This is a genomic window from Lichenibacterium ramalinae, from assembly GCF_004137085.1.
Lineage (GTDB): Bacteria > Pseudomonadota > Alphaproteobacteria > Rhizobiales > Beijerinckiaceae > Lichenihabitans > Lichenihabitans ramalinae.
This window is the reverse complement of record NZ_QYBC01000006.1, coordinates 209,321-233,243: the sequence shown is the minus strand read 5'-3', so window position 1 is coordinate 233,243 and position 23,923 is coordinate 209,321. Positions and strand designations below refer to the sequence as shown.

General features: G+C 67.5%; 20 protein-coding genes and 2 tRNA genes. All 22 read left to right on the top strand.

From position 1 onward, the window contains the following. The first annotated feature begins 210 nt into the window (after positions 1-210). A complete protein-coding gene (gene tig, locus D3272_RS09295; RefSeq protein ID WP_129218872.1) occupies positions 211-1,632 on the top strand; it encodes a trigger factor in 1,422 nt (473 codons plus the stop codon). A 137-nt stretch (positions 1,633-1,769) separates the two neighbouring features. Then, positions 1,770-2,402 carry an ATP-dependent Clp protease proteolytic subunit gene (locus D3272_RS09290; protein ID WP_129218871.1) on the top strand — a complete coding sequence of 211 codons (633 nt, stop codon included), beginning with the start codon at positions 1,770-1,772 and terminating at the stop codon, positions 2,400-2,402. Between the two features lie 264 nt (positions 2,403-2,666). Further along, the gene (gene clpX / locus D3272_RS09285; RefSeq protein WP_129218870.1) at positions 2,667-3,944 is read left to right on the top strand and encodes an ATP-dependent Clp protease ATP-binding subunit ClpX; all 1,278 of its coding nucleotides are present in this window, start codon (positions 2,667-2,669) and stop codon (positions 3,942-3,944) included. 416 nt (positions 3,945-4,360) lie between these two features. Further along, entirely contained in the window at positions 4,361-6,787 is a 2,427-nt protein-coding gene (gene lon, locus D3272_RS09280; RefSeq protein ID WP_129218869.1) for an endopeptidase La, read from the top strand. 213 nt (positions 6,788-7,000) lie between these two features. Beyond that, positions 7,001-7,076 (top strand) — tRNA-Val (locus D3272_RS09275). Between the two features lie 104 nt (positions 7,077-7,180). After that, on the top strand, positions 7,181-7,831 hold the full coding sequence (locus D3272_RS09270) for a COG3904 family protein (protein ID WP_129218868.1): 651 nt from the start codon (positions 7,181-7,183) through the stop codon (positions 7,829-7,831). Between the two features lie 117 nt (positions 7,832-7,948). Continuing rightward, positions 7,949-8,025: transfer RNA gene (locus tag D3272_RS09265), tRNA-Asp, on the top strand. A 217-nt stretch (positions 8,026-8,242) separates the two neighbouring features. Continuing rightward, positions 8,243-8,608: an NADH-quinone oxidoreductase subunit A gene (locus D3272_RS09260; protein WP_129218867.1), complete on the top strand. Its 366-nt coding sequence runs from the start codon at positions 8,243-8,245 to the stop codon at positions 8,606-8,608. Beyond that, positions 8,599-9,222 (top strand): NuoB/complex I 20 kDa subunit family protein, encoded by a 624-nt coding sequence (locus D3272_RS09255; RefSeq protein WP_207210175.1) that lies wholly within the window; start codon positions 8,599-8,601, stop codon positions 9,220-9,222. The genes D3272_RS09260 and D3272_RS09255 overlap by 10 nt, the downstream gene beginning before the upstream one ends. 76 nt (positions 9,223-9,298) lie before the next feature. Further along, the gene (locus D3272_RS09250) at positions 9,299-9,937 is read left to right on the top strand and encodes an NADH-quinone oxidoreductase subunit C (RefSeq protein ID WP_129218865.1); all 639 of its coding nucleotides are present in this window, start codon (positions 9,299-9,301) and stop codon (positions 9,935-9,937) included. A 4-nt stretch (positions 9,938-9,941) separates the two neighbouring features. After that, complete coding sequence (locus D3272_RS09245; RefSeq protein ID WP_129218864.1) at positions 9,942-11,132, top strand: NADH-quinone oxidoreductase subunit D; 1,191 nt, start codon at positions 9,942-9,944, stop codon at positions 11,130-11,132. Beyond that, on the top strand, positions 11,132-11,365 hold the full coding sequence (locus tag D3272_RS09240; protein WP_129218863.1) for a hypothetical protein: 234 nt from the start codon (positions 11,132-11,134) through the stop codon (positions 11,363-11,365). Before D3272_RS09245 ends, D3272_RS09240 begins: the two co-directional genes overlap by 1 nt. 10 nt (positions 11,366-11,375) lie before the next feature. Next, on the top strand, positions 11,376-12,464 hold the full coding sequence (gene nuoE, locus D3272_RS09235; RefSeq protein WP_129218862.1) for an NADH-quinone oxidoreductase subunit NuoE: 1,089 nt from the start codon (positions 11,376-11,378) through the stop codon (positions 12,462-12,464). 11 nt (positions 12,465-12,475) lie between these two features. Beyond that, entirely contained in the window at positions 12,476-13,777 is a 1,302-nt protein-coding gene (gene nuoF, locus D3272_RS09230) for an NADH-quinone oxidoreductase subunit NuoF (protein ID WP_129218861.1), read from the top strand. 187 nt (positions 13,778-13,964) lie between these two features. After that, positions 13,965-16,025: an NADH-quinone oxidoreductase subunit NuoG gene (nuoG, locus tag D3272_RS09225; protein ID WP_129218860.1), complete on the top strand. Its 2,061-nt coding sequence runs from the start codon at positions 13,965-13,967 to the stop codon at positions 16,023-16,025. 4 nt (positions 16,026-16,029) lie between these two features. Continuing rightward, complete coding sequence (gene nuoH, locus D3272_RS09220) at positions 16,030-17,052, top strand: NADH-quinone oxidoreductase subunit NuoH (protein ID WP_129218859.1); 1,023 nt, start codon at positions 16,030-16,032, stop codon at positions 17,050-17,052. A 91-nt stretch (positions 17,053-17,143) separates the two neighbouring features. Beyond that, entirely contained in the window at positions 17,144-17,632 is a 489-nt protein-coding gene (nuoI, locus tag D3272_RS09215; RefSeq protein ID WP_129218858.1) for an NADH-quinone oxidoreductase subunit NuoI, read from the top strand. Positions 17,633-17,708: 76 nt separating this feature from the next. Further along, positions 17,709-18,317 (top strand): NADH-quinone oxidoreductase subunit J, encoded by a 609-nt coding sequence (locus D3272_RS09210; RefSeq protein WP_129218857.1) that lies wholly within the window; start codon positions 17,709-17,711, stop codon positions 18,315-18,317. A gap of 143 nt (positions 18,318-18,460) precedes the next feature. Further along, positions 18,461-18,769: an NADH-quinone oxidoreductase subunit NuoK gene (gene nuoK, locus D3272_RS09205; protein ID WP_129218856.1), complete on the top strand. Its 309-nt coding sequence runs from the start codon at positions 18,461-18,463 to the stop codon at positions 18,767-18,769. Positions 18,770-18,780: 11 nt separating this feature from the next. Further along, the gene (gene nuoL / locus D3272_RS09200) at positions 18,781-20,901 is read left to right on the top strand and encodes an NADH-quinone oxidoreductase subunit L (protein ID WP_129218920.1); all 2,121 of its coding nucleotides are present in this window, start codon (positions 18,781-18,783) and stop codon (positions 20,899-20,901) included. After that, positions 20,901-22,418: an NADH-quinone oxidoreductase subunit M gene (locus tag D3272_RS09195; RefSeq protein WP_129218855.1), complete on the top strand. Its 1,518-nt coding sequence runs from the start codon at positions 20,901-20,903 to the stop codon at positions 22,416-22,418. Before nuoL ends, D3272_RS09195 begins: the two co-directional genes overlap by 1 nt. A gap of 15 nt (positions 22,419-22,433) precedes the next feature. Continuing rightward, positions 22,434-23,867 carry an NADH-quinone oxidoreductase subunit NuoN gene (gene nuoN, locus D3272_RS09190; RefSeq protein WP_129218854.1) on the top strand — a complete coding sequence of 478 codons (1,434 nt, stop codon included), beginning with the start codon at positions 22,434-22,436 and terminating at the stop codon, positions 23,865-23,867. Positions 23,868-23,923 lie beyond the last annotated feature (56 nt).

The window sequence follows — 23,923 nt, the reverse complement described above, 5'->3', positions numbered from 1 at the left end:
TCACTCACGTCGTGGGGGTTCGAGTCCCTCCGCCCGCACCGGCTCGGCCGGCCGCTGACGGGAGCGCGCGGCGACCCGCAGCGGTCCCCCGATCCCCTCGTGTCGCCATCCGCAGTTCGGCGCCGCATCCGGCGCGCCGGTGCTGCGGCGTGCCCGGGGCCATGTTACGCCGATTGACGGCACCGAGACGAGTGTTGAAGGACGAAGACGATGCAGGTTACCGAGATCAGCGCGCAGGGGTTGCGGCGGGAATACAAGGTCGTTCTCCCGGCCGCCGATCTGGCGTCTCGCCTCCAGAGCGAACTCGTGGGGATGAAGGACAAGGTCCGCATCAACGGGTTCCGTCCCGGCAAGGTGCCGCTGTCGCATCTGAAGCGCCTCTATGGGCGGTCCATCATGGGCGACGTCGTCCAGAACGCCGTGAACGAGGCCAACCGCAAGATCGTCGAGGATAACGGCCTCCGCCTGGCGCTGGAGCCCAAGATCGACCTCGCCAGCGACCAGGCCGAGGTGGAGCGCGCCATGGAGGCGGAGGGCGACCTCAGCTTCACCGTCGCGGTCGAGACCATCCCGGCCTTCGAGACCGGCTCCTTCGAGGACCTCGAGCTCGAGCGTACGGTCGCCGACATCTCGGACGACGAGATCCAGCGCTCGATCGACCAGCTGGCCGAAAGCGGCCGCGGCTACGACGCCAAGGAGGGCGACGACGCCGTCGCGGCTTCGGGCGACCGGGTCAAGATCGATTTCGAGGGCCGCGTCGACGACGTTCCCTTCGAGGGCGGCAAGGGCGAGGACATGCCGCTGGTGCTGGGCTCGGGCAACTTCATCCCGGGCTTCGAGGACCAGCTGATCGGCATGAAAGCCGGCGAGGACCGCCGCATCACCGTCACGTTCCCGGCCGACTACGGCTCCACCGACCTCGCCGGCAAGGACGCGACCTTCGACGTCAAGGTGCGGGAGATCGGCGCTCCGGGCGAGGTGAAGCTCGACGACGATTTCGCCAAGACCTTCGGCTTCGACAGCTTCGAGGCCCTGCGCGAGGCGATCCGCTCGCGCATGCAGGACGACTTCGCCCGGGCCTCGCGCGACAAGATCAAGCGCTCGCTGCTCGACGCGCTCGACAAACGCTACAGCTTCGAGCTGCCCGAGGGCCTGGTGACGCAGGAGTTCGACAACATCTGGCGGCAGGTGCAGGCCGAGCAGCAGCGCTCGGGCAAGGGCTTCGCCGACGAGGGCACCACCGAGGAGGCCGCCCGTGCGGAATATCGCCGCATCGCCGAGCGCCGCGTGCGGCTCGGCCTCGTCCTGGCCGAGGTCGGCGAGAAGGCCGGCATCAAGGTCGAGGACAACGAGGTCGGCAAGGCCCTGGTCGAGCTGACCCGGCAGTACCCCGGCCAGGAGAAGCAGGTGTGGGAGCACTACACCAAGAACCCGCAGGCGCTGAGCGAGCTCAAGGCGCCGCTGTTCGAGGAGAAGGTCGTCGACCACATCGTGTCGCAGGCGAAGGTCAACGAGCGCACCGTGTCGCGCGAGGAGCTGTTCAAGCCGCAGGATGACGAGGACGGCGCCCCCGCGGGCGACGGCTTCTCCGCCGAGGCGGCCCCGGCAGTCGCCGAGTCCGAGGGCGCCTGAGCGGCTCGGCCCCGGCGCGGAGAACCGCGCCGGGGCCGCTTCCGCGGCACGGTCCGGCGCGAGTTGCGCTCCGCCGGACCGCACTTATATTCGATGCGCGGCCATCGCGGCCGCTGACAGGGAAGAGGGCCGGTCCGATGCAGGATCCCATCGCGGTATACAACAACTACCTCATCCCGCAGGTGATCGAGAACACAAGCCGCGGCGAGCGGGGCTTCGACATCTATTCTCGCCTGCTGCGTGAGCGCATCATCTTCCTCACCGGGCCGGTCGAAGACCAGATGGCCTCGGTGATCATCGCCCAGCTGTTGTTCCTGGAGGCGGAGAACCCCAAGAAGGAGATCTCCCTCTATATCAACTCGCCGGGCGGCGTCGTGACGGCGGGCCTCGCCATCTACGACACGATGCAGTTCATCCGCCCCAAGGTGTCGACGCTCTGCGTCGGCCAGGCGGCGTCCATGGGCTCGCTGCTGCTCTGCGCCGGCGAGGCCGGCATGCGCTTCGCGCTGCCCAACGCCCGCGTCATGGTGCACCAGCCCTCGGGCGGCTTCCAGGGCCAGGCTTCCGATATCCTCCGCCACGCCGAGGACATCATGAAGATCAAGCGACGGCTGAACGAGATCTACGTCAAGCACACCGGCCGCGACTACGACACGATTGAAAACACGCTCGACCGCGACCATTTCATGACGGCGGACGAGGCGCGCGAGTTCGGCATCATCGACCGTGTCGAGGTGCAGCGCGTCGAGCCCGCGACGGACGGCAAGTGATTCGAGGCGCCTGAGGCTCGACGGCCCTGCCGGTGGGCCGGCCTCGCACGGGGCGGTCGCCGGCCCTGCGGGGCAGCCGCGGCTCGGGCGTGGGTTGATCTCTCGCCCCGGCTGTGGTCGCATCGGGAGTCGGGCCACGGACCGCGGCGGCGCGAGCCGCACGGTCCGGGTCCGGGGCGCTACGGTTCGTTAGCCGGCCGCGGCTAATTTCTAAAAGTGATTCGAATCGCGCCCGGCGCGAGCCGGGTCGGACTGGAGACGACAATGAGCAAAGCCGGCGGCAGCGACTCGAAGAACACGCTATATTGCTCCTTCTGCGGCAAGAGCCAGCACGAGGTGCGCAAGCTGATCGCGGGTCCGACGGTGTTCATCTGCGATGAATGCGTCGAGCTCTGCATGGACATCATCCGCGAGGAGAACAAGTCGTCGCTGGTGAACCGCCGGGATGGCATCCCGACCCCGCGCGAGATCTGCAAGGTCCTGGACGATTACGTGATCGGCCAGCCGCAGGCGAAGCGCGTTCTGTCGGTCGCGGTGCACAACCATTACAAGCGGCTCAACCATGCCGCGAAGCACAACGACGTCGAGCTGGCGAAGTCCAACATCCTGCTGATCGGGCCGACCGGCTCGGGCAAGACGCTGCTGGCCCAGACCCTGGCCCGCATCCTCGACGTGCCCTTCACCATGGCGGATGCCACGACGCTGACCGAAGCCGGCTACGTCGGCGAGGATGTCGAGAACATCATCCTGAAGTTGCTGCAGGCCTCCGACTACAACGTCGAGCGGGCGCAGCGCGGCATCGTCTACATCGACGAGATCGACAAGATCTCGCGCAAGTCCGACAACCCTTCCATCACCCGGGACGTGTCGGGCGAGGGCGTCCAGCAGGCGCTGCTGAAGATCATGGAGGGCACGGTGGCGTCGGTGCCGCCCCAGGGTGGCCGCAAGCATCCCCAGCAGGAATTCCTGCAGGTGGATACCACCAACATCCTGTTCATCTGCGGCGGCGCCTTCGCGGGCCTCGAGAAGATCATCTCGGGCCGCGGCAAGGGCACGTCGATCGGCTTCGGCGCCACGGTCCAGGCCCCGGACGACCGGCGCACCGGCGAGGTGTTCCGCAAGGTGGAGCCCGAGGACCTGCTGAAGTTCGGGCTCATCCCCGAGTTCGTCGGCCGCCTGCCCGTCATCGCGACGCTGGAGGACCTCGACGAGGAGGCCCTGAAGAAGATCCTCACCGAGCCCAAGAACGCGCTGGTGAAGCAGTACCAGCGGCTCTTCGAGATGGAATCGACGGAGCTGATGTTCCAGGACGAGGCGCTCAACGTCGTCGCCAAGAAGGCGATCGAGCGCCGGACCGGCGCCCGCGGGCTGCGCTCCATCATGGAGGGCATCCTGCTCGACACGATGTTCGACCTGCCGGGCCTCGACGGCGTGGAGCAGGTGGTGATCGGCCCCGAGGTGGTGGAGGGCAACGCCAGACCCCTCTACATCTACTCGGAACGCGGGGCCGAGAAGACCGGCACCGGGGCGGCCAGCGCCTGACGGCTTCGAGGGGCAGGGTCGGCGACGACCCTGCCCCTCTCGCATCGTGGCCCCGCGCGTCCGGTAGCGTCGCATCCGACTCTGCCTCACCCGCGCCTGGAGCCGCGCGGCCCCGCCGCGGAGCTTGCCCGCCGCGGATTTTGCCCGGGGCGGGCCGTGCCGGGCGGGGTGGGCGGATTCGATCTTGAATGACGGTTGCGTGACCGCCATCTTCGCAGAAGGGCATCGGCGACGGGGCGGCGCAGGCCGCCTGATCCGGTCGCCTCATGCTCCGGGGTGCGGGTTTCCTGGCCCCGTGGCGCGCCGTCGACGCGTCGGGCGGGTGTGGACACCGGACCCGGCGGGGAGGCGGCGAACAAGCGCCGGCGGCTTCAGGAGAAGCGCCGACGAGCGTCTCACTCCCGATAGGATGCAGCATGACCAGCCAGAAACGCGTCCCCGCTACGCCCGGGTCCATCGACACCTATCCGGTGCTGCCGCTGCGCGATATCGTGGTCTTCCCCCACATGATCGTCCCGCTCTTCGTGGGTCGCGAGAAGTCCATCCGGGCGCTCGAGGAGGTCATGAAGGCCGACAAGTTCATCCTGCTCGCCACCCAGGTGAACCCGACCGACGACGACCCCGCCACCGACGCCATCTTCACCACCGGCACGCTGGCCTCGGTGCTGCAGCTGCTGAAGCTGCCCGACGGCACCGTGAAGGTGCTGGTCGAGGGCTCGCGCCGCGCCAAGGTGGGCAAATACGTCCGCACCGACGAGTTCTACGAGGCCGATGCCGAGGCCCTGGCCGACGACCCGCTCGACAAGGTGGAGGTCGAGGCGCTCGCCCGCTCGGTGATCAGCGAGTTCGAGAACTACGTCAAGCTGAACAAGAAGATCTCGCCCGAGGTCGTCGCCGCGGTCGGCCAGATCTCCGATTACCCGAAGCTCGCCGACACGGTGGCGTCGCACCTCGCCGTCAAGATCTCCGACAAGCAGGGGATCCTCGAGACCACCTCGGTGGCGACCCGGCTGGAGAAGTGCCTCGGCCTGATGGAAAGCGAGATCTCGGTCCTGCAGGTCGAGAAGCGCATCCGCACGCGCGTCAAGCGCCAGATGGAGAAGACGCAGCGCGAGTACTACCTCAACGAGCAGATGAAGGCCATCCAGAAGGAACTCGGCGACGAGGACGGCAAGGACGACCTCAGCGAACTCGAAGCCCGCATCAAGGACACCAAGCTGTCCAAGGAGGCGCGCGACAAGGCGCAGGCCGAGCTGAAGAAGCTGAAGCAGATGTCGCCCATGTCGGCCGAGGCCACCGTGGTGCGCAACTACCTCGACTGGCTGCTGTCCATCCCGTGGAACAAGCGCTCGAAGATCAAGCGCGACCTGCCGCTCGCCGAATCCACCTTGAACTCGGACCATTACGGGCTCGACAAGGTCAAGGAGCGCATCATCGAGTACCTGGCGGTGCAGAGCCGCGCCAACAAGCTCACCGGCCCGATCCTGTGCCTCGTCGGCCCCCCGGGCGTCGGCAAGACCTCGCTCGGCCGCTCGATCGCGAAGGCGACGGGGCGCGAGTTCGTCCGCATCTCGCTCGGCGGCGTGCGCGACGAGGCGGAGATCCGCGGCCATCGGCGCACCTACATCGGCTCGATGCCCGGCAAGATCATCCAGTCGATGCGCAAGGCCAAGACCTCGAACCCGCTGTTCCTGCTCGATGAGATCGACAAGATGGGGCAGGACTTCCGCGGCGATCCGTCCTCGGCGCTGCTCGAAGTGCTCGACCCCGAGCAGAACGCGAGCTTCAACGACCATTACCTCGAGGTCGACTACGACCTGTCGAACGTGATGTTCGTCACCACCGCCAACACGCTGAACATCCCCGGCCCGCTCATGGACCGCATGGAGATCATCCGCATCGCCGGCTACACCGAGGAGGAGAAGGCCGAGATCGCCCGCACCCACCTCATCCCGGTGGCGGTGTCCAAGCACGGCCTGTCCAAGGACGAGTGGTCCATCACCGACGAGGCGCTGCTGACCGTCATCCGCCGCTACACGCGGGAGGCGGGCGTCCGCAACCTCGAGCGCGAGATCTCCAACCTGGCCCGCAAGGCCGTGAAGGAGATCATGATGGGCGGCTCCACGTCCGTGAAGGTCACGGACGACAACCTCGCCGACTATCTCGGCGTGGCCAAGTTCCGCTACGGCGAGGCCGAAACCGAGGACCAGGTGGGCGTCGTCACGGGCCTCGCCTGGACGGAAGTCGGCGGCGAGTTGCTGACGATCGAATCCGTCGCCATGCCGGGCAAGGGCAAGATGACGGTGACGGGCAACCTGCGCGACGTCATGAAGGAGTCGATCTCGGCGGCCGCCTCCTATGTGCGCTCCCGCTCGGTCGACTTCGGCGTCGAGCCGCCCTTCTTCGACCGGCGCGACTTCCACGTCCATGTTCCGGAAGGCGCGACCCCGAAGGACGGCCCCTCGGCCGGCGTCGCCATGGCGACGTCCATCGTGTCGGTGATCACCGGCATCCCGATCCGCCGCGACATCGCCATGACGGGCGAGATCACGCTGCGGGGACGGGTGCTGCCGATCGGCGGCCTCAAGGAGAAGCTGCTGGCCGCCCTGCGCGGCGGTATCAAGAAGGTGCTGATCCCCGAGGAGAACGCCAAGGACCTGGCCGAAATCCCCAACAGCGTGAAGAACGCCCTGGAGATCGTTCCGGTGTCGCGCCTCGACGAGGTGCTGATCCATGCGCTCGTGCGTCAGCCGACGCCGATCCAGTGGGAGGAGGACCTCAAGGCCGTGCGCAAGCCGACGGCCGTGGGCGACGACGACGCCGCGGGGGTCTTCGCGCACTGAGGACGACTCGACTTTGAGACCAGCGACAGGGCCGTGCTCCGCGAGGGGTGCGGCCCTGTCGGCGAGTCGGGGTCCGCTGCGGCATGGCGTGCCTTGTGCAAGGCCGGCGGGCGGTGTTCGATAGGGCCCATGTCCGGCGCCCCGCGAGGGAGCCGAAGTCGACTTGGAAGGCTGCGGCGAATGCGTTATGACATCGCGTCAACCGGGTTTTTGGGGCGGTTAGCTCAGTCGGTAGAGCGTCTCGTTTACACCGAGAATGTCGGCGGTTCGAGCCCGTCACCGCCCACCATCGCCCCGCGTTCCCGCCATGTCCTGCGACGCATCGGTGCCGCCTGGGGCCGAGGTCTGCTTTCGGCCGCCGTCGTCGCGTCGGCGTCCGTCACGCTGCTGCCGGTGGCGGCCGCCGACGCCGCCGAACCCATGGGCTTCGAACTGCTCACCATCTCGGGCCCGGCGCCCTGCGGCCGTCGCCATTGCCGCGATGCCGAGGTGCGGGCCGACGTCATCAGCGCGCAGGGCGAGATCACCAACGACACGGCCGACGCCTTCAAGGCCTTCGTCGAGCAGCATTCCGGCGACCCGGATTTCCGCCCGCTGGTGCTGCTGAACTCGCCCGGCGGCACGGTGGTCGGGGCGATGAAGCTCGGCATGCTGCTGCGCCAGTTCGGCGCCAGCGTTCTCGTCGCCCGGGCCAGGACTGCCGACGCATCCGACGAGCTCCACGTCGTGTCGGGCTATTGCATGTCGGCCTGCGTCTACGCCTTCTTCGGCGGCAAGAGGCGCATCATCCCGCCGGGCAGCCACCTCGGCATCCACCGCATGGCCATCTACAGCCACAACTTCGACCTGTTCGGCGGTGGCGAATCGACGACGCGCAGCTACGGGACGGGTGAACTCGTGACGGCGCTGAGCACCTACACCAAGCTCATGGGGGTCAACCCGGCCGCCATCGCCGAGGCCGAACAGATCGAGCCCGAGTCGATCCACATCCTCACCCCGCAGGAGATCGCGCGCTGGCGGGTCGGCACGCCCCGGCTCCGGTGACGGGGAGGCTCCCGGAAAATCCATTCCCGCCGGGCAGGGCGCTTGACACCCGGGGTGCCCGCCCGTAAACAACAAACACCGAGCGACGCCGCTGCAACGAGTTGCGGTGCGGTTCGCGGGGGAGTAGCTCAGTTGGTTAGAGCGCCGGCCTGTCACGCCGGAGGTCGCGGGTTCGAGTCCCGTCTCTCTCGCCACTTCAATGCCGGTCTCCTTTACTTCCTTTGATCTGACACTGTGTCGCGCAGTTGGCTTCCAACTGTGGCGCATCGACTCTGTGGCCAAGCGGCCTGCGGCGGGTTTCGCCTTGCGGAGTGCAGTGCGGTACATTAGTTCTCCTCCAAGCTGATCGGGGCCGGACGGGGCCTGCGGTCTTTGTCGTGAGGGTCTCGCTGCGGGACCCCTGGAGGTGCGATGCCGGGGCTTCTCGACCAATACCTGCCGCTGGTGATCTTCATCGCGGTGTCGGCGGTGATCGCCGGGGCGCTGCTCGTCGTCCCGTTCATCGTAGCGTTCCAGGCACCGGATCCGGAGAAGCTCTCGGCCTACGAGTGCGGCTTCAACGCCTTCGACGACGCCCGCATGAAGTTCGACGTGCGCTTCTACCTGGTGGCGCTGTTGTTCATCATCTTCGACCTCGAGGTCGCGTTCCTGTTCCCCTGGGCCGTGGCCTTCCACGACGTCGGGCTCTTCGGCTTCTGGTCCATGATGGGCTTCCTGGCCGTGCTGACGATCGGCTTTATGTACGAATGGAACAAGGGCGCCCTCGAATGGGATTGATCCTCGACAAGACCCCGGCCGGCGAAGCCCGGGCCCCCGGCGGCACGCTGGTGTCGCCGGTGCCGCCGCAGGGCGGCCAGCCGCTCATCGACCCCCGGACCGGCCGGGCCATCCAGTCCGAAGATCCCTACCTGTCCGGCCTGAGCAACCAGCTGGCCGACAAGGGCTTCATCCTGACGACGACGGACGACATCATCAACTGGGCCCGCACGGGCTCGCTGATGTGGATGACCTTCGGCCTCGCCTGCTGCGCGGTCGAGATGATGCAGTTCTCCATGCCGCGCTACGATTCCGAGCGGTTCGGATTCGCCCCGCGCGCCAGCCCCCGCCAGTCCGACGTCATGATCGTCGCCGGCACGCTGACCAACAAGATGGCTCCGGCCCTGCGCAAGGTCTACGACCAGATGCCGGAGCCGCGCTACGTCATCTCGATGGGCTCCTGCGCCAACGGCGGCGGCTACTATCACTATTCATACTCGGTGGTGCGCGGCTGCGACCGCATCATCCCGGTCGACATCTACGTGCCCGGGTGTCCCCCCACGGCGGAAGCGCTGCTCTACGGCTTCCTGATGCTGCAGCGGAAGATCCGCCGCACCGGCACGATCGAGCGCTGACACGGCGCCCGCTGCCGCGCCGCCCGACCGGGCGGCGCGGGGCCATTCTCGCGACCACCCTCCAGGTTGGACCCTCATGACCGAAGCCAGGACACCCAGCGACGCCGAACTCGGCGAGGCCATCGCCTCGTCCTTCCCGGACGGGGCGGTTCGGGTGCAGGTGGCGCATGACGAACTGACCCTCATGGCGGAGGCTTCCGCCATCGTGGAGGTGGCGACCTTCCTGCGCGACGATCCGCGCTGCCGCTTCGTCTGCTTCATCGACCTGTGCGGCGTCGATTATCCTCAGCGCGACAAGCGCTTCGACGTGGTGCTTCACCTGCTGTCTCCGCAGCACAACCGGCGCATCCGCTTGAAGGTGATGACCGACGAGGCGACCGCCGTCCCCTCGCTGACGGCCGTGTTCCCCTCCGCCAACTGGTACGAGCGCGAAGCCTACGACCTCTTCGGCATCCTCTTCACCGGCCACCCCGACCTGCGCCGCATCCTGACGGATTACGGCTTCGAGGGGCATCCGCTGCGCAAGGACTTCCCCATGACGGGCTTCGTGGAGGTGTGGTGGAACGATGCCGAGAAGCGCGTCGTGAACCAGCCGGTGCGCCTCACCCAGGACTTCCGCGACTGGGACTTCCTGTCGCCCTGGGAGGCGATGGACGTCGCGTCCCTGCCGGGCGACGAGAAGGCCACCCGAGCCCCCGTCGGCGACAAGGCGTGACCCCATGAACGACCAGTCGATCCGCAACTTCTCGATCAACTTCGGCCCGCAGCACCCCGCCGCGCATGGCGTGCTGCGCCTCGTCCTCGAACTCGACGGCGAGATCGTCGAGCGCGTGGACCCGCATATCGGCCTGCTGCACCGCGGCACCGAGAAGCTGATGGAGGCCCGCACCTACGTCCAGAACATCCCCTATTTCGATCGGCTCGACTATGTGTCGCCGATGAACCAGGAACACGGCTTCTGCCTCGCCATCGAGAAGCTGCTGGGCCTCGAGGTGCCGCGACGGGCCCAGCTGATCCGGGTGCTCTACCTCGAGATCGGCCGCATCCTGTCGCACCTGCTCAACGTCACCACGCAGGCGCTCGACGTCGGCGCCCTGACGCCGCCGCTCTGGGGCTTCGAGGAGCGGGAGAAGCTGATGGGCTTCTACGAGCGCGCGTCCGGGGCTCGGCTGCACGCCAACTACATCCGGCCGGGCGGCGTGCACGAGGACCTGCCGACGCAGCTCGTCGAAGACATCGGCGCCTGGTGCGAGCCCTTCCTCAAGGTCGTCGACGACCTCGAGGCGCTGTTCATCGACAACCGCATCTTCAAGCAGCGCAACGTCGACATCGGCGTCGTGACGCTCGACGAATGCTGGGCCTGGGGCTTCTCGGGCGTGATGGTGCGGGGATCGGGCGCGGCCTGGGACCTGCGCAAGTCGCAGCCCTACGAGTGCTACGAGGAGATGGACTTCGACATCCCGGTCGGGCGCAACTGCGACAACTACGACCGGCAGGTCATCCGCATGGAGGAGATGCGGCAGTCCACCCACATCATGCAGCAATGCGTGACGAAGCTGCTGGCACCGGAGGGGCAGGGCCCCATCACGACGCGCCAGGGCAAGGTGGCGCCGCCGCCCCGCGCCGAGATGAAGCGTTCCATGGAAGCGCTCATCCATCACTTCAAGCTCTACACCGAAGGCTTCCACGTCCCGGCCGGCGAGGTCTACACCGCCGTCGAGGCGCCCAAGGGCGAGTTCGGCGTCTATCTCGTGAGCGACGGCTCCGACAAGCCCTACCGTTGCAAGATCCGGGCGCCCGGCTACGCCCACCTCCAGGCGATGGACTTCATGTGCCGCGAGCACATGCTGGCCGACGTCTCCGCCATCCTGGGCTCGCTCGACATCGTCTTCGGCGAGGTCGACCGCTGATGCGGCACGGCCCGATCGCGCTCCTGGTGCTGTTGGCGGGCATCGCAGCCGCGCCGGCCGCCAGGGCCGCCGACCAGGCCGCCGCCTCGGTCGCGCAGCTGCTCAAGGACGGCTACGACATCAAGACCGCCTTCGCCGACACGGGCGGGGGCGCCTACATCATCCTGCAGCGGGGCACCTCGGCCTACCTGTGCCACAGCGCACCCCGGCAGACCTGCGAAAAAATGAATTGACGGGACCGTCATGACCGTTCGGCGCCTCGCTGACATCCAGCCCGACAGCTTCGACTTCACGCCCGAGAACCGGGTCTGGGTGGACAAGCAGATCAGGAAATACCCGGAAGGCCGCCAGGCCTCGGCCGTGATGGCGCTGCTCCGCCGCGCGCAGCAGCAGCACGAGGGCTGGGTGCCGAAGCCCGCCATCGAGAAGATCGCCGAGATCCTGGGCATGCCCTACATCCGGGTGCTCGAGGTGGCGACCTTCTACACGATGTACAACCTCGCCCCGGTGGGGAAGCACTTCATCCAGTTCTGCGGCACCACGCCCTGCGTGCTGCGCGGCGCCGATGCCATCAAGGCCGTGCTGGAGGCGCGGGTCGGGCCGATGAACGCCGTGTCGGCCGACGGCAACTTCTCCTGGCTCGAAGTCGAGTGCCTGGGGGCCTGCTGCAATGCCCCCATGGTGCAGATCAACGACGAATACTACGAGGACCTGACGGCCGAGAACTTCGACAAGCTGCTCGACGACCTCGCCGCCGGGCGCCCCGTGCAGCGCGGCTCGCAGACCGGTCGCCGCACCTCCGAGCCCGCCGGCGGGCTCACCTCGCTCACCACCTGGTATGGCGCCCAGGGCAACCAGCACGGCTTCGGCACCACGCCGGTGCCGGACAACGAGGACGTCCGCACCGCGGCCGATCGCGACCCGGCGCTCGACGACGCCTTGGCGGCGCGGGTCGGACGCGACATGCCGGAGCGGCATGCCGAAGCGTCCGGGCGCGAGGCCGCGGCCGACATCGGCAGCAACGACACCGGGCGGCAGCGCACGGGGGGCGAGGCGCCTCCCGCCGAGGCCGATACCGGGCAGGGGGGCCTCGGCGGCCAGCGCGATGTCGCCAACGCCCGGCCGGAAGGCTCCGTCGCCGGCACCGGCACGCGGACCGACGACCCGGTCGGCGTGAACCAGGCCGAATCCGCCGCCGTGCACAAGCCCCATCCCGAATCCGCCGCCGACCGGCAGGAAAGCCCGCCGGCTCCGCCCGCCGATGCCGACCGTGGCCAGACCGGACCGGGCTCGCCCGCCGCCGGCCCCGCCGCTTCCGCCGACAAGCCCTGAGGAGACGCGCCATGCTCGACGACAAGGACCGCATCTTCCTCAACCTCTACGGCATCGGCGACTGGCGCCTCGAAGGTGCGCGCAAGCGCGGCACCTGGGACGGCACCAAGGGCATGCTGGAAAAGGGCAAGGACTGGATCATCAACGAGATGAAGGCGTCGGGCCTGCGCGGCCGCGGCGGCGCCGGTTTCCCGACGGGCCTCAAGTGGTCCTTCATGCCGAAGCCGGACCCGAATCGGCCGGCCTATCTCGTGGTGAACGCCGACGAATCCGAGCCCGGGACCTGCAAGGACCGGGAGATCATGCGCAACGATCCGCACATGCTGATCGAGGGCTGTCTGATCGCCTCGTTCTCCATGCACGCCAACGCCTGCTACATCTACATCCGCGGCGAATACGTGCTGGAAGCCGACCGGCTCGATGCCGCCATCGACGAGGCCTACGAGGCGAAGCTCGTGGGGCCCGACAACATCCACGGCTATCCGTTCGACATCTACGTCCACCGCGGCGCCGGCGCCTACATCTGCGGCGAAGAGACGGCGCTGCTCGAGTCCCTCGAAGGCAAGAAGGGCATGCCGCGGCTGAAGCCGCCCTTCCCCGCCAACATGGGCCTCTACGGTTTCCCCACGACGGTGAACAACGTCGAGTCGATCGCCGTGGCGCCGACCATCCTGCGGCGTGGCGGCGCCTGGTTCGCCGGCATCGGCCGCAAGAACAACACCGGGACGAAGCTGTTCTGCGTGTCGGGCCACGTCAACACGCCGTGCAACGTCGAGGAGGCCATGTCGGTGCCTTTCCGCGAGCTGATCGACCGCCATTGCGGCGGCATCCGCGGCGGTTGGGACAACCTGCTCGGCGTCATCCCCGGCGGCTCCTCGGTGCCGGTGGTGCCGGCCGAGCAGATCATGGACTGCCCGATGGATTTCGACGCGCTGCGCGACCTGAAATCGGGCCTCGGCACCGCGGCCGTGATCGTCATGGACAAGTCCACCGACATCATCCGGGCCATCGCCCGCATCAGCTACTTCTACAAGCACGAGAGCTGCGGCCAGTGCACGCCGTGCCGCGAGGGCACGGGCTGGCTTTGGCGGGTCGTGAGCCGCATGGCGGAAGGCCGCGCCCAAAAGCGCGAGATCGACGCCCTGCTCGAGGTCACGACGCAGCTCGAAGGCCATTCCATCTGCGCGCTGGGCGATGCCGCGGCATGGCCCGTGCAAGGCCTGATCCGGCACTTCCGCCCGGAGATCGAGCGGCGGATCGACACCTATATGGCCAACCCGCATCCCGAGCCGATCCGCATCGCGGCGGAGTAGGGCGGGCCGGCTTTGTGACGCATTGAGGCCCGGCGCGACCGGCGCCAGATGTTCGACGAGGGCTGCCGGGCGACCGGCGGCCCGGATATGACGGAGGCGGCGATGGGTACCGCCGCACCGCGGAATGGGGTATCACCCGCTCGCGGCTCGATGATTCTCGCGAAGGCGCGGCCTTGAAGGAACTGAGATGACCAAGATCGTCGTCGACGGACGCGAAGTGGACGTCCCGGCGGATTACACGCTGCTGCAGGCCTGCGAGGCTGCCGGCGCCGAAATCCCGCGCTTCTGCTTCCACGAGCGGCTGTCGATCGCCGGCAACTGCCGCATGTGCCTCGTCGAGCTGAAGGGCGCGCCCAAGCCCGTGGCCTCCTGCGCCTGGGGCGTGCGCGACTGCCGCCCCGGTCCCAATGGCGAGGCGCCGCAGGTGTCGACCAAGTCGGCCGTGGTGAAGAAGGCCCGCCACGGCATCATGGAATTCCTGCTGATCAACCACCCGCTGGACTGCCCGATCTGCGACCAGGGCGGCGAGTGCGATTTGCAGGACCAGGCCATGGCCTTCGGCGTCTCGGGGTCGCGCTTCCACGAGAACAAGCGCGCCGTCGAGGACAAGTACATCGGGCCGATCGTGCGGACGTCGATGAACCGCTGCATCCACTGCACGCGCTGCGTCCGCTTCACTTCCGAGGTGGCGGGCACGGGCGACATGGGCGCTATCGGCCGCGGCGAGGACATGGAGATCACCACCTACCTCGAATCCGCCATGGGGTCCGAGCTGCAGGGCAACGTCGCCGATCTCTGCCCGGTCGGCGCCCTCCTGCAGAAGCCGGCCGCCTTCAAGGCCCGGCCCTGGGAGATGGCGAAGACCCAGGTCATCGACGTCATGGACGCCCTGGGGTCGAACATCCGCGTCGATTCTCGCGGCCGCGAGGTGCTGCGCATCCTGCCCCGCATCAACGACGACGTGAACGAGGAGTGGATCTCCGACAAGACCCGCCACATCGTCGACGGGCTGAAGGCGCAGCGGCTCGACCGGCCCTACCTGCGCAAGGCGGGACGGCTCGCCCCGGTCACCTGGGCCGAAGCCTTCGCGGCCATCGCCGCCAAGGTGAAGGCGGCGGACCCGAAGCGCCTGGGCTTCATCGCCGGCGACCTCGTCAGCGCCGAGGACATGTTCGCCTTCAAGGGCCTGGCCGACCGGCTCGGCTCTCCCAACGTCGACTGCCGTCAGGACGGCACGGCGCTGCACCCCCGGCACGGGCGCGGATCCTACCTGTTCAACCCCACGGTGCCGGGCATCGAGCGCGCGACCTCGCTGCTCATCATCGGATCCAACCCGCGGCGCGAAAGCCCCGTGCTCAACGCCCGCATCCGCAAGCGCTGGCGCATGGGGGGCTTCCCCATCCAGCTGATCGGCGAGCGCGTCGACTTGACTTATGACTACGACTACCTCGGTGCCGGCACCGACACCCTGCAGGAGCTGGCCGGCAAGGCCGAGCAACTCGGCGAGCGGCCTATGGTGATCGTGGGGCAGGGCGCGCTGGCGCGCCCCGACGGCGCCGCCGTGCTCGCCCTGGCCGCCAAGGTCGCGAAGAGCTTCGGTGCCGTCTCCGAGGGCTGGAACGGCTTCTCGGTGCTGCATACCGCGGCCTCGCGCGTCGCCGGCCTCGACCTCGGCCTGGTGCCGGGCGAGGGCGGGCTCGACGCCCTCGCTATGGCGGAGCCGGGCGCGCTCGACGTGCTGTTCCTGCTCGGCGCCGACGAGGTCACGGTCGCGCCCGGCGCCTTCGTGATCTACCAGGGCTCGCACGGCGACCGCGGCGCCCACCGCGCCGACGTGATCCTGCCGGGCGCCGCCTATACCGAGAAGGCCGGGCTCTACGTCAACACCGAGGGTCGCGTGCAGCAGTCGGACCGGGCCGTGTTCCCGCCCGGCGAGGCGCGGGAAGACTGGGCCATCCTGCGCGCCCTGTCCGAGCAGCTCGGCGCCCGCCTGCCCTTCGACAACTACCGCGCCCTCAAAGCCGCCCTGCAGGCCGCGGTGCCGCATTTCGCCAAGGTCGAGCGCGTGGTGCCGGCCGAGGGCGACATACTGGGGACCTTGGCGGCGCTCGGCGGCGAGGTGGATCGGGCGGCGTTCCGCTCCCCGGTCCAGGACTTCTACCTCACCAACCCCATCGCGCGCTGCTCGGCCGTGATGGCGGAATGTTCGGTTCTGGCCCAGGGCCACATGCAGCAGGCGGCGGAGTAGCCCCATGACTGACGGTTCCGCCGTTTCCCTCTGGCTCAAGCTGCTCGAGAGCGTCGTCTTCGCCGCCCTCGTGCTGATCTACGTGGCTTACATCCTCTACGCGGACCGCAAGATCTGGGCGGCCGTGCAGCTGCGCCGCGGCCCCAACGTGGTGGGTCCCTGGGGCCTGCTGCAGAGCTTCGCGGATTTCGCGAAGTTCGCCCTCAAGGAGCCCATCATCCCGGCGGGCGCCAACAAGGGCGTCTTCCTCCTGGCGCCGGTGGTCACCGGCACGCTGGCCATCTCGGCCTTCGCCGTCATCCCGGTGAACTGGGGCTGGGCCATCGCCGACCTCAACGTCGGCGTGCTCTACCTCTTCGCCGTCTCGTCGCTGGGCGTCTACGGCGTCATCATGGCGGGCTGGGCGTCGAACTCGAAGTACCCCTTCCTGTCGGCGCTGCGCTCGGCCGCCCAGATGGTGTCCTACGAGGTGTCGATCGGCTTCGTGCTGGTCACGGTGCTGCTCTGCGCGGGTTCGCTGAACCTCACCGACATCGTCATGGCCCAGAACTCGTCGCTCGGCATCCTCGGGTGGTACTGGCTGCCGTTGCTGCCGATGTTCGTCATCTTCTTCATCTCGGCCCTGGCGGAGACGAACCGTTCGCCCTTCGACCTCGTCGAGGCCGAATCGGAGTTGGTGGCGGGCTTCATGACCGAATATTCGGCGACGCCCTACGTGCTCTTCATGCTCGGCGAGTACGTGGCCATCGTGTCCATGTGCGCCATCATGTCGATCATGTTCCTCGGTGGCTGGCTGTCGCCGATCCCCTTCGCCCCCTTCACCTGGGTGCCGGGCGTGATCTGGTTCCTGCTGAAGACCAGCTTCATGTTCTTCCTCATCGCCATGGTGAAGGCCTTCGTGCCGCGCTACCGCTACGACCAGCTGATGCGGCTCGGCTGGAAGGTGTTCCTGCCGATCTCGCTGGTCTACGTCGTGCTGGTGGCGGCATTCCTCGAGATCACCGGCATGGGCGGCCAGTTCCACTAGCGGTCCCGGGGCCGGCGGATCCGTTCCGCCGGCGCCTGCGCCGTCGATCCATCCCCGCCGCCCCCGTCTTCGCTGCTGCCAAAGGTGCCCCATGAGGCTCGACCTCGCCGCCAAGCAACTGTTCCTGTCGGAGTTCATCGGGGCCTTCGGCCTGTCGATGCGCTATTTCTTCAAGCCGAAGCCCACCCTCAACTACCCGCACGAGAAGAACCCGCAGAGCCCCCGCTTCCGGGGCGAGCACGTGCTGCGCCGCTATCCCAACGGGGAAGAGCGCTGCATCGCCTGCAAGCTCTGCGAGGCCATCTGCCCGGCCCAGGCCATCACCATCGAGGCCGGTCCGCGCCGCAATGACGGCACGCGGCGCACCACGCGCTACGACATCGACATGGTGAAGTGCATCTACTGCGGCCTGTGCCAGGAGGCCTGCCCGGTCGACGCCATCGTGGAAGGGCCCAACATGGAGTTCGCGGTGGAGACCCGCGAGGAACTCCTCTATGACAAGGCCAAGCTGCTCGCCAACGGCGACCGCTGGGAGCGCGAGATCCAGCGCAACCTCAAGGCGGACGCGCCCTACCGGTGAGCGAGTACGCCCGGCCCTTCGCCAGCCCCGGCCCCCGGCCGGCGGCGGAAGGACCCGGCGGGGAGATTTGAGCAGCATGGTCGCGACCGTCTTTCTTTTCTACGTCTTCTCCATCGTGGCGATCGCCTCGGCCTTCATGGTCATCGCGGCGCGCAACCCCGTCCATTCCGTGCTGTTCCTGATCCTGGCCTTCGTCAACGCGGCCGGGCTTTTCATGCTGCTCGGGGCCGAGTTCCTGGCCATGATCCTCGTCGTGGTGTACGTCGGCGCCGTCGCGGTGCTGTTCCTGTTCGTCGTGATGATGCTCGACGTCGATTTCACCGTGCTGCGCCAGGGCTTCCTGCAGTACCTGCCGCTCGGCGCCACCATCGGCGCCATCGTGCTGATCGAACTCGTCTTCGTGCTGGGCGGCTGGACGCTGCAGCCCGCCACCGTGACGATGCGGGCCGCCCCGCTCGCGCCGAACGTCACCAACACGGCCGCGCTGGGGCGCATCCTCTACACGCAATACGTCTACTTCTTCCAGGCGGCGGGCTTCATCCTGCTGACCGCGATGATCGGCTCCATCGTGCTGACGTTGCGCTCGCGCCGCGGGGTGAAGCGTCAGAGCATCGACGCCCAGAACCTGCGGGACCGCAAGGTGGCGGTCCAGCTCCGCAAGGTGCCGTCGCGCGCCGGGCTCTAGAGTTTTCGGCCGGTGTCGCGTCGCCCCGCGGGTGGCGCGACGCCGGCTTCGTGTTAAGACGCGGCGGGATGGTGATTCCGCCGACCTGATCGAGTGATCGCGTGGCATGGCGGCCGTCCGGGGCCGCATGCCGGGAGACTTCCATGGCTGTCGGCCTGACTCATTACCTCATCGTGGCGGCGATCCTGTTCACCCTCGGGGTGGCGGGCATCATTCTCAACCGCAAGAACATCATCGTCATCCTGATGTCGGTCGAGTTGATCCTGCTGGCGGTGAACCTGAACCTCGTGGCCTTCTCGGCCTTCCTGGGCGACCTCACCGGTCAGGTCTTCGGCCTGCTGGTGCTGACAGTGGCGGCGGCCGAATCGGCGATCGGCCTCGCCATCCTGGTGGTGTTCTACCGGAACAAGGGCACCATCTCGGTCGAAGACATCAACACGATGAGAGGCTGAGCATCCCGATGATGTACGACCTCATCGTCTTCCTTCCGCTGCTCGGGGCCGCGGTCGCCGGGCTCTTCGGCCGCCAGATCGGCCATCGCAACTCGGAATACGTCACCACCACGCTGCTCAGCATCTCCTGCGCGCTGGCCTGGATCGCCTTCTTCCGGGTCGGCCTGGGCCACCACGACGCGCTGGTGCCGGTCGCCAACTGGTTCACGGTCGGCGACCTGCAGGTGAACTGGGCGTTCCGCATCGACACGCTCACCGCCGTCATGCTGGTTGTCGTCACCACCGTGTCGACGATCGTGCACAGCTACTCGTTCGGCTACATGCACGACGACCCGCACCGGTCGCGCTTCTTCGCCTACCTGTCGCTGTTCACCTTCGCCATGCTGATGCTGGTGACGTCGGACAACCTCGTTCAGATGTTCTTCGGCTGGGAAGGCGTCGGCCTCGCCTCCTACCTGCTGATCGGCTTCTGGTACCAGCGGCCGACCGCCAACGCCGCCGCCATCAAGGCCTTCGTGGTCAACCGCGTCGGCGACTTCGGCTTCTCGCTCGGCATCTTCCTCGTCTTCCTGCTGACGCATTCGGTCGCCTTCGAGACCATCTTCGCGGCGGCTCCCGGCCTCGCCGGCAAGACCGTCCACGCCTTCGGCATCGACGCCGATGCCGTGACGCTGGCCTGCCTGCTGTTGTTCATGGGCGCCATGGGCAAGTCCGCCCAGTTCCTGCTCCACACCTGGCTGCCCGACGCCATGGAGGGCCCGACGCCCGTCTCGGCGCTGATCCACGCCGCCACGATGGTGACGGCCGGCGTCTTCATGGTGGCGCGCCTGTCGCCGCTCTTCGAGATATCGCCGGCCGCCCAGACCTTCGTCATCGTCATCGGCGCCACCACCTGCTTCTTCGCCGCCACGATCGGCCTCGTGCAGAACGACATCAAACGCGTCATCGCCTATTCGACCTGCTCGCAGCTCGGCTACATGTTCGTGGCGCTGGGCTGCGGCGGCTACGCCATCGGCGTGTTCCATCTCTTCACCCACGCCTTTTTCAAGGCCCTGCTGTTCCTGGGCGCCGGCTCCGTCATCCACGCGGTCAGCGGCGAGCAGGACATGCGCAACATGGGCGGGCTGCGCGGCAAGATCCCCATCACCTTCTGGATGATGATGATCGGCACGCTGGCCCTCACCGGCTTCCCCTTCACGGCCGGCTATTATTCCAAGGACGCCATCATCGAGGCCGCCTACGCGTCGCAGCGCAGCGGTGCCGCCTTCGGCTGGCTGATGACGACGATCGCGGCCGGTCTCACCTCCTTCTATTCCTGGCGGCTGGTGTTCCTCACCTTCTACGGGACGTCGCGCGCCACGGTGGCGCCCGAGACGACCGACCACAACGCCCACAAGGAGCCGACCGACACGCACCACGCCTCGGCGCATGGGCACGAGGAAGCGACGGTCGCCCACGACACCCACCCGGCCGGCGCCGCGGCCCGCACCGGCCACCACCACGACGATTCCGCTGCCGCGCATGGCGCGCACGACGACCACGGCCATGGGCATGGCCACGGTGGCGAGCCGCATGAATCGCCCCCGATCATGCTCTACCCGCTCTACGTCCTGGCCTTCGGCGCGCTCTTCGCAGGCCTTCTGTTCCACCACCTGTTCATCGGCGAGGGCCGCGAGTCCTTCTGGGGCGAGGCGCTGGTCTATGGCGCGAGCAACCATGTCTTCGAGGACATGGAACACGTGCCGCTGTTCGTGTCCCTGCTGCCGACCCTGATGTTCGTGATCGGCCTGGCCGTGGCCTACTACGTCTACCTCATGCGTCCCGGCACGGCCGAGCGCTGGGCGAGTGCCAACAAGCCGCTCTACCAGTTCCTGCTCAACAAGTGGTACTTCGACGAGCTCTACGACCTGATCTTCGTCCGCCCGGCCTTCTGGCTCGGCCGCCTGTTCTGGCGCGGCGGCGACCAGGGGATCATCGACCGCTTCGGCCCGGACGGCATCGCCCAGACCACGCTCGGGGCGACGAGCTGGGTGGTGAGGTTCCAGTCCGGCTTCCTCTACCAGTACGCTCTCGTCATGATGATCGGCATCGCCCTCATCATCTCGTACTTCATGATCGTGGGTGTGCGCTGATGTTCGGCTTCGGGATCCTGTCGGGCCTCATCGCCATACCGCTGATCGGCGTCCTGTTCATCCTGGCGCTGCGGGGCGACGACGAGGCGACGCTGAACAACGCGCGCTGGGCGGCGCTGATCGCCAGCGCCGTCACCTTCGTGTTGTCGCTGGTGGCTTGGAGCCGCTTCGACACCGGCACGTCGGCCTTCCAGCTGCTCGAGAGCCGGGCCTGGCTCGGCGGCGGCCTGGGCTACAAGCTCGGCGTCGATGGGGCGTCGATGCCCTTCATCCTGCTCACGACGTTCCTGATGCCCTTCTGCATTGCCTCGGCGTGGCAGGCCATCCACGTGCGGGTGAAGGAGTTCCTGATCTGCTTCCTCGTGCTCGAGGCCGCCCTGATCGGCATCTTCTCCGCCCTCGACATCGTGCTGTTCTACCTGTTCTTCGAGGGCAGCCTCATCCCGATGTTCCTCATCATCGGCATCTGGGGCGGCCAGCGCCGCATCTACGCGTCGATGAAGTTCTTCCTCTACACGCTGCTCGGCTCGCTGCTCATGCTGCTGGCCATCATGAAGATGTACGGCATCGCCGGCACCACCGACATCACGGTGCTGCTGCACACCAAGTTCCCGGTATCGCTGCAATATTGGCTATGGCTGGCCTTCTTCGCCTCCTTCGCCGTGAAGATGCCGATGTGGCCGGTTCACACCTGGTTGCCGGACGCCCACGTCGAGGCGCCGACGGCGGGCTCGGTCGTGCTGGCCGGCATCCTGCTCAAGCTCGGGGGCTACGGTTTCATCCGCTTCTCCATCCCGATGTTCCCCGAAGCGTCGCACTATTTTGCCCCGCTGGTCTTCGCCCTCTCCGTCATCGCCATCATCTACACGTCGCTGGTGGCGCTGGTGCAGGAGGACATGAAGAAGCTCATCGCCTATTCGTCGATCGCCCACATGGGCTTCGTCACCATGGGGCTGTTCACGCTGACGGTTCAGGGCATCCAGGGCGCGATCTTCCTGATGATCTCGCACGGGCTGGTGTCGGGGGCTCTGTTCCTCTGCGTCGGCGTGGTCTACGACCGGCTGCACACGCGCGAGATCGCCGCCTATGGCGGCCTCGTCGAACGCATGCCGAAGTACGCCGTCATCATGCTGTTCTTCACCATGGCCAACATTGGCCTGCCGGGCACGTCCGGCTTCGTCGGCGAGTTCCTCACCATGCTGGCGGCCTTCCAGGTCAACACCTGGGTGGCGCTGTTCGCCACATTCGGCACCATCCTGTCGGCGGCATACGCGCTCTACCTCTACCGCCGGGTCGTGTTCGGGAAGCTCGAGAAGGCGTCGCTGCGCTCCATCCTCGACCTGTCGGCGCGCGAGGTCGCCATCCTGGCGCCGCTGGTGCTGCTGACGCTGTATTACGGCGTGCACCCGCAGCCGATCCTCGACGCCTCGCAGGCGACGGTGGACGGCCTGATGAAGACCATCACGGCCGCGGCGCCCGCGCCCGTCAAGGCTGCCTCCGCAGCCGTCATGCCCTGACAGGATCGAGAGAGAATGCCGGTCGATTATTCCGTCTCGCTGGTCCTTCCCGCCCTGATCCTGGGGCTGGGGGCTCTGGCCCTGCTCATGGTCGGTGCCTTCCGCGGCGAGAAATCCGCGGAACTCGTCACGGGTCTCGCCATCGCGGTGATCGGCTTCGCGCTGCTGGCCGTCTGCTACGCCCACAAGGGCGACACGCTGCAGGGCTATGACGGCGCCGTCGTCCAGGACAATTTCGGGCGCTTCATGCAGGCGCTGGCCCTCATCGGGTCCTTCGCCACGCTGATCATGGCGATCCCCTTCCTGCGCCGGGAAGGCATCCACAAGTTCGAGTTCCCGATCCTCATCCTGCTGTCGACCATGGGCATGCTGGTGCTGATCTCGGCCGGCAACCTCATCACGCTCTACCTCGGCTTCGAGCTGATGAGCCTCGCCCTCTACGTCATCGCGGCCTTCCACCGCGACGACGTGCGCGCGTCCGAGGCGGGCCTGAAGTATTTCGTGCTCGGCGCCCTGTCGTCCGGCATGCTGCTCTACGGCGCCTCGCTGATCTACGGCTTCGCCGGTACCGTGTCGTTCCACGGCATCGCCACCGCGCTGGTGGGGCACCAGTCCATCGGCGTCGTCTTCGGGCTGGTGTTCCTGTCGGCCGGCCTCGCCTTCAAGATGTCGACCGTGCCGTTCCACATGTGGACGCCGGACGTCTACGAGGGCGCGCCGACCCCGGTCACGGCCTTCTTCGCCACCGCGCCCAAGATGGCGGCCGTCGCCGTCGCGGTGCGGGTGATGATCACGGCCTTCCCGGGCATCGCCATCGAGTGGCAGCAGATCATCATCTTCATCTCCATCTGTTCCATGGTGCTGGGCTCCTTCGCCGCCATCGGGCAGACCAACTTCAAGCGGCTCATGGCCTACAGCGCCATCGGCAACATGGGATTCGCCCTGACCGGCCTCGCGGCCGGCACCGAGCAGGGCGTCTACGGCGTGTTGATCTACATGTCGGCCTACCTCGTCATGACGCTCGGCACCTTCGCCGCCATCCTGTCGATGCAGCGCAAGGGCAAGGCGGTCGAGACCGTCGCCGACCTCGCCGGCCTCAGCCAGACCAACCCCGCCATGGCGTTCTTCCTCGCCATGATCATGTTCTCGCTGGCCGGCGTGCCGCCGCTCGCGGGCTTCTTCGCCAAGTTCTACGTGTTCCAGGCCGCCATCCAGGCGAACCTCTACTTCCTGGCGGTGATCGGCGTGCTGGCCAGCGTGGTGGCGGCCTTCTACTACCTGCGCATCGTCAAGATGATGTATTTCGACGCTCCGGCGGAATCCTTCGATCGTCCCGACACCGCCGTCCGGGCCGTCCTCGCCGTCGCCGGCCTGGTGATGCTGCTCATCGTGGTCTATCCGGCGCCTGTCGTCGAAGCCGCGGCGGCCGCCGCCCATTCGCTGTTCTAGCGTCGCCATGAGCCCCGCCGTCCCCATCGGTTCCGGCATCCACGTCCGCTCCTCCG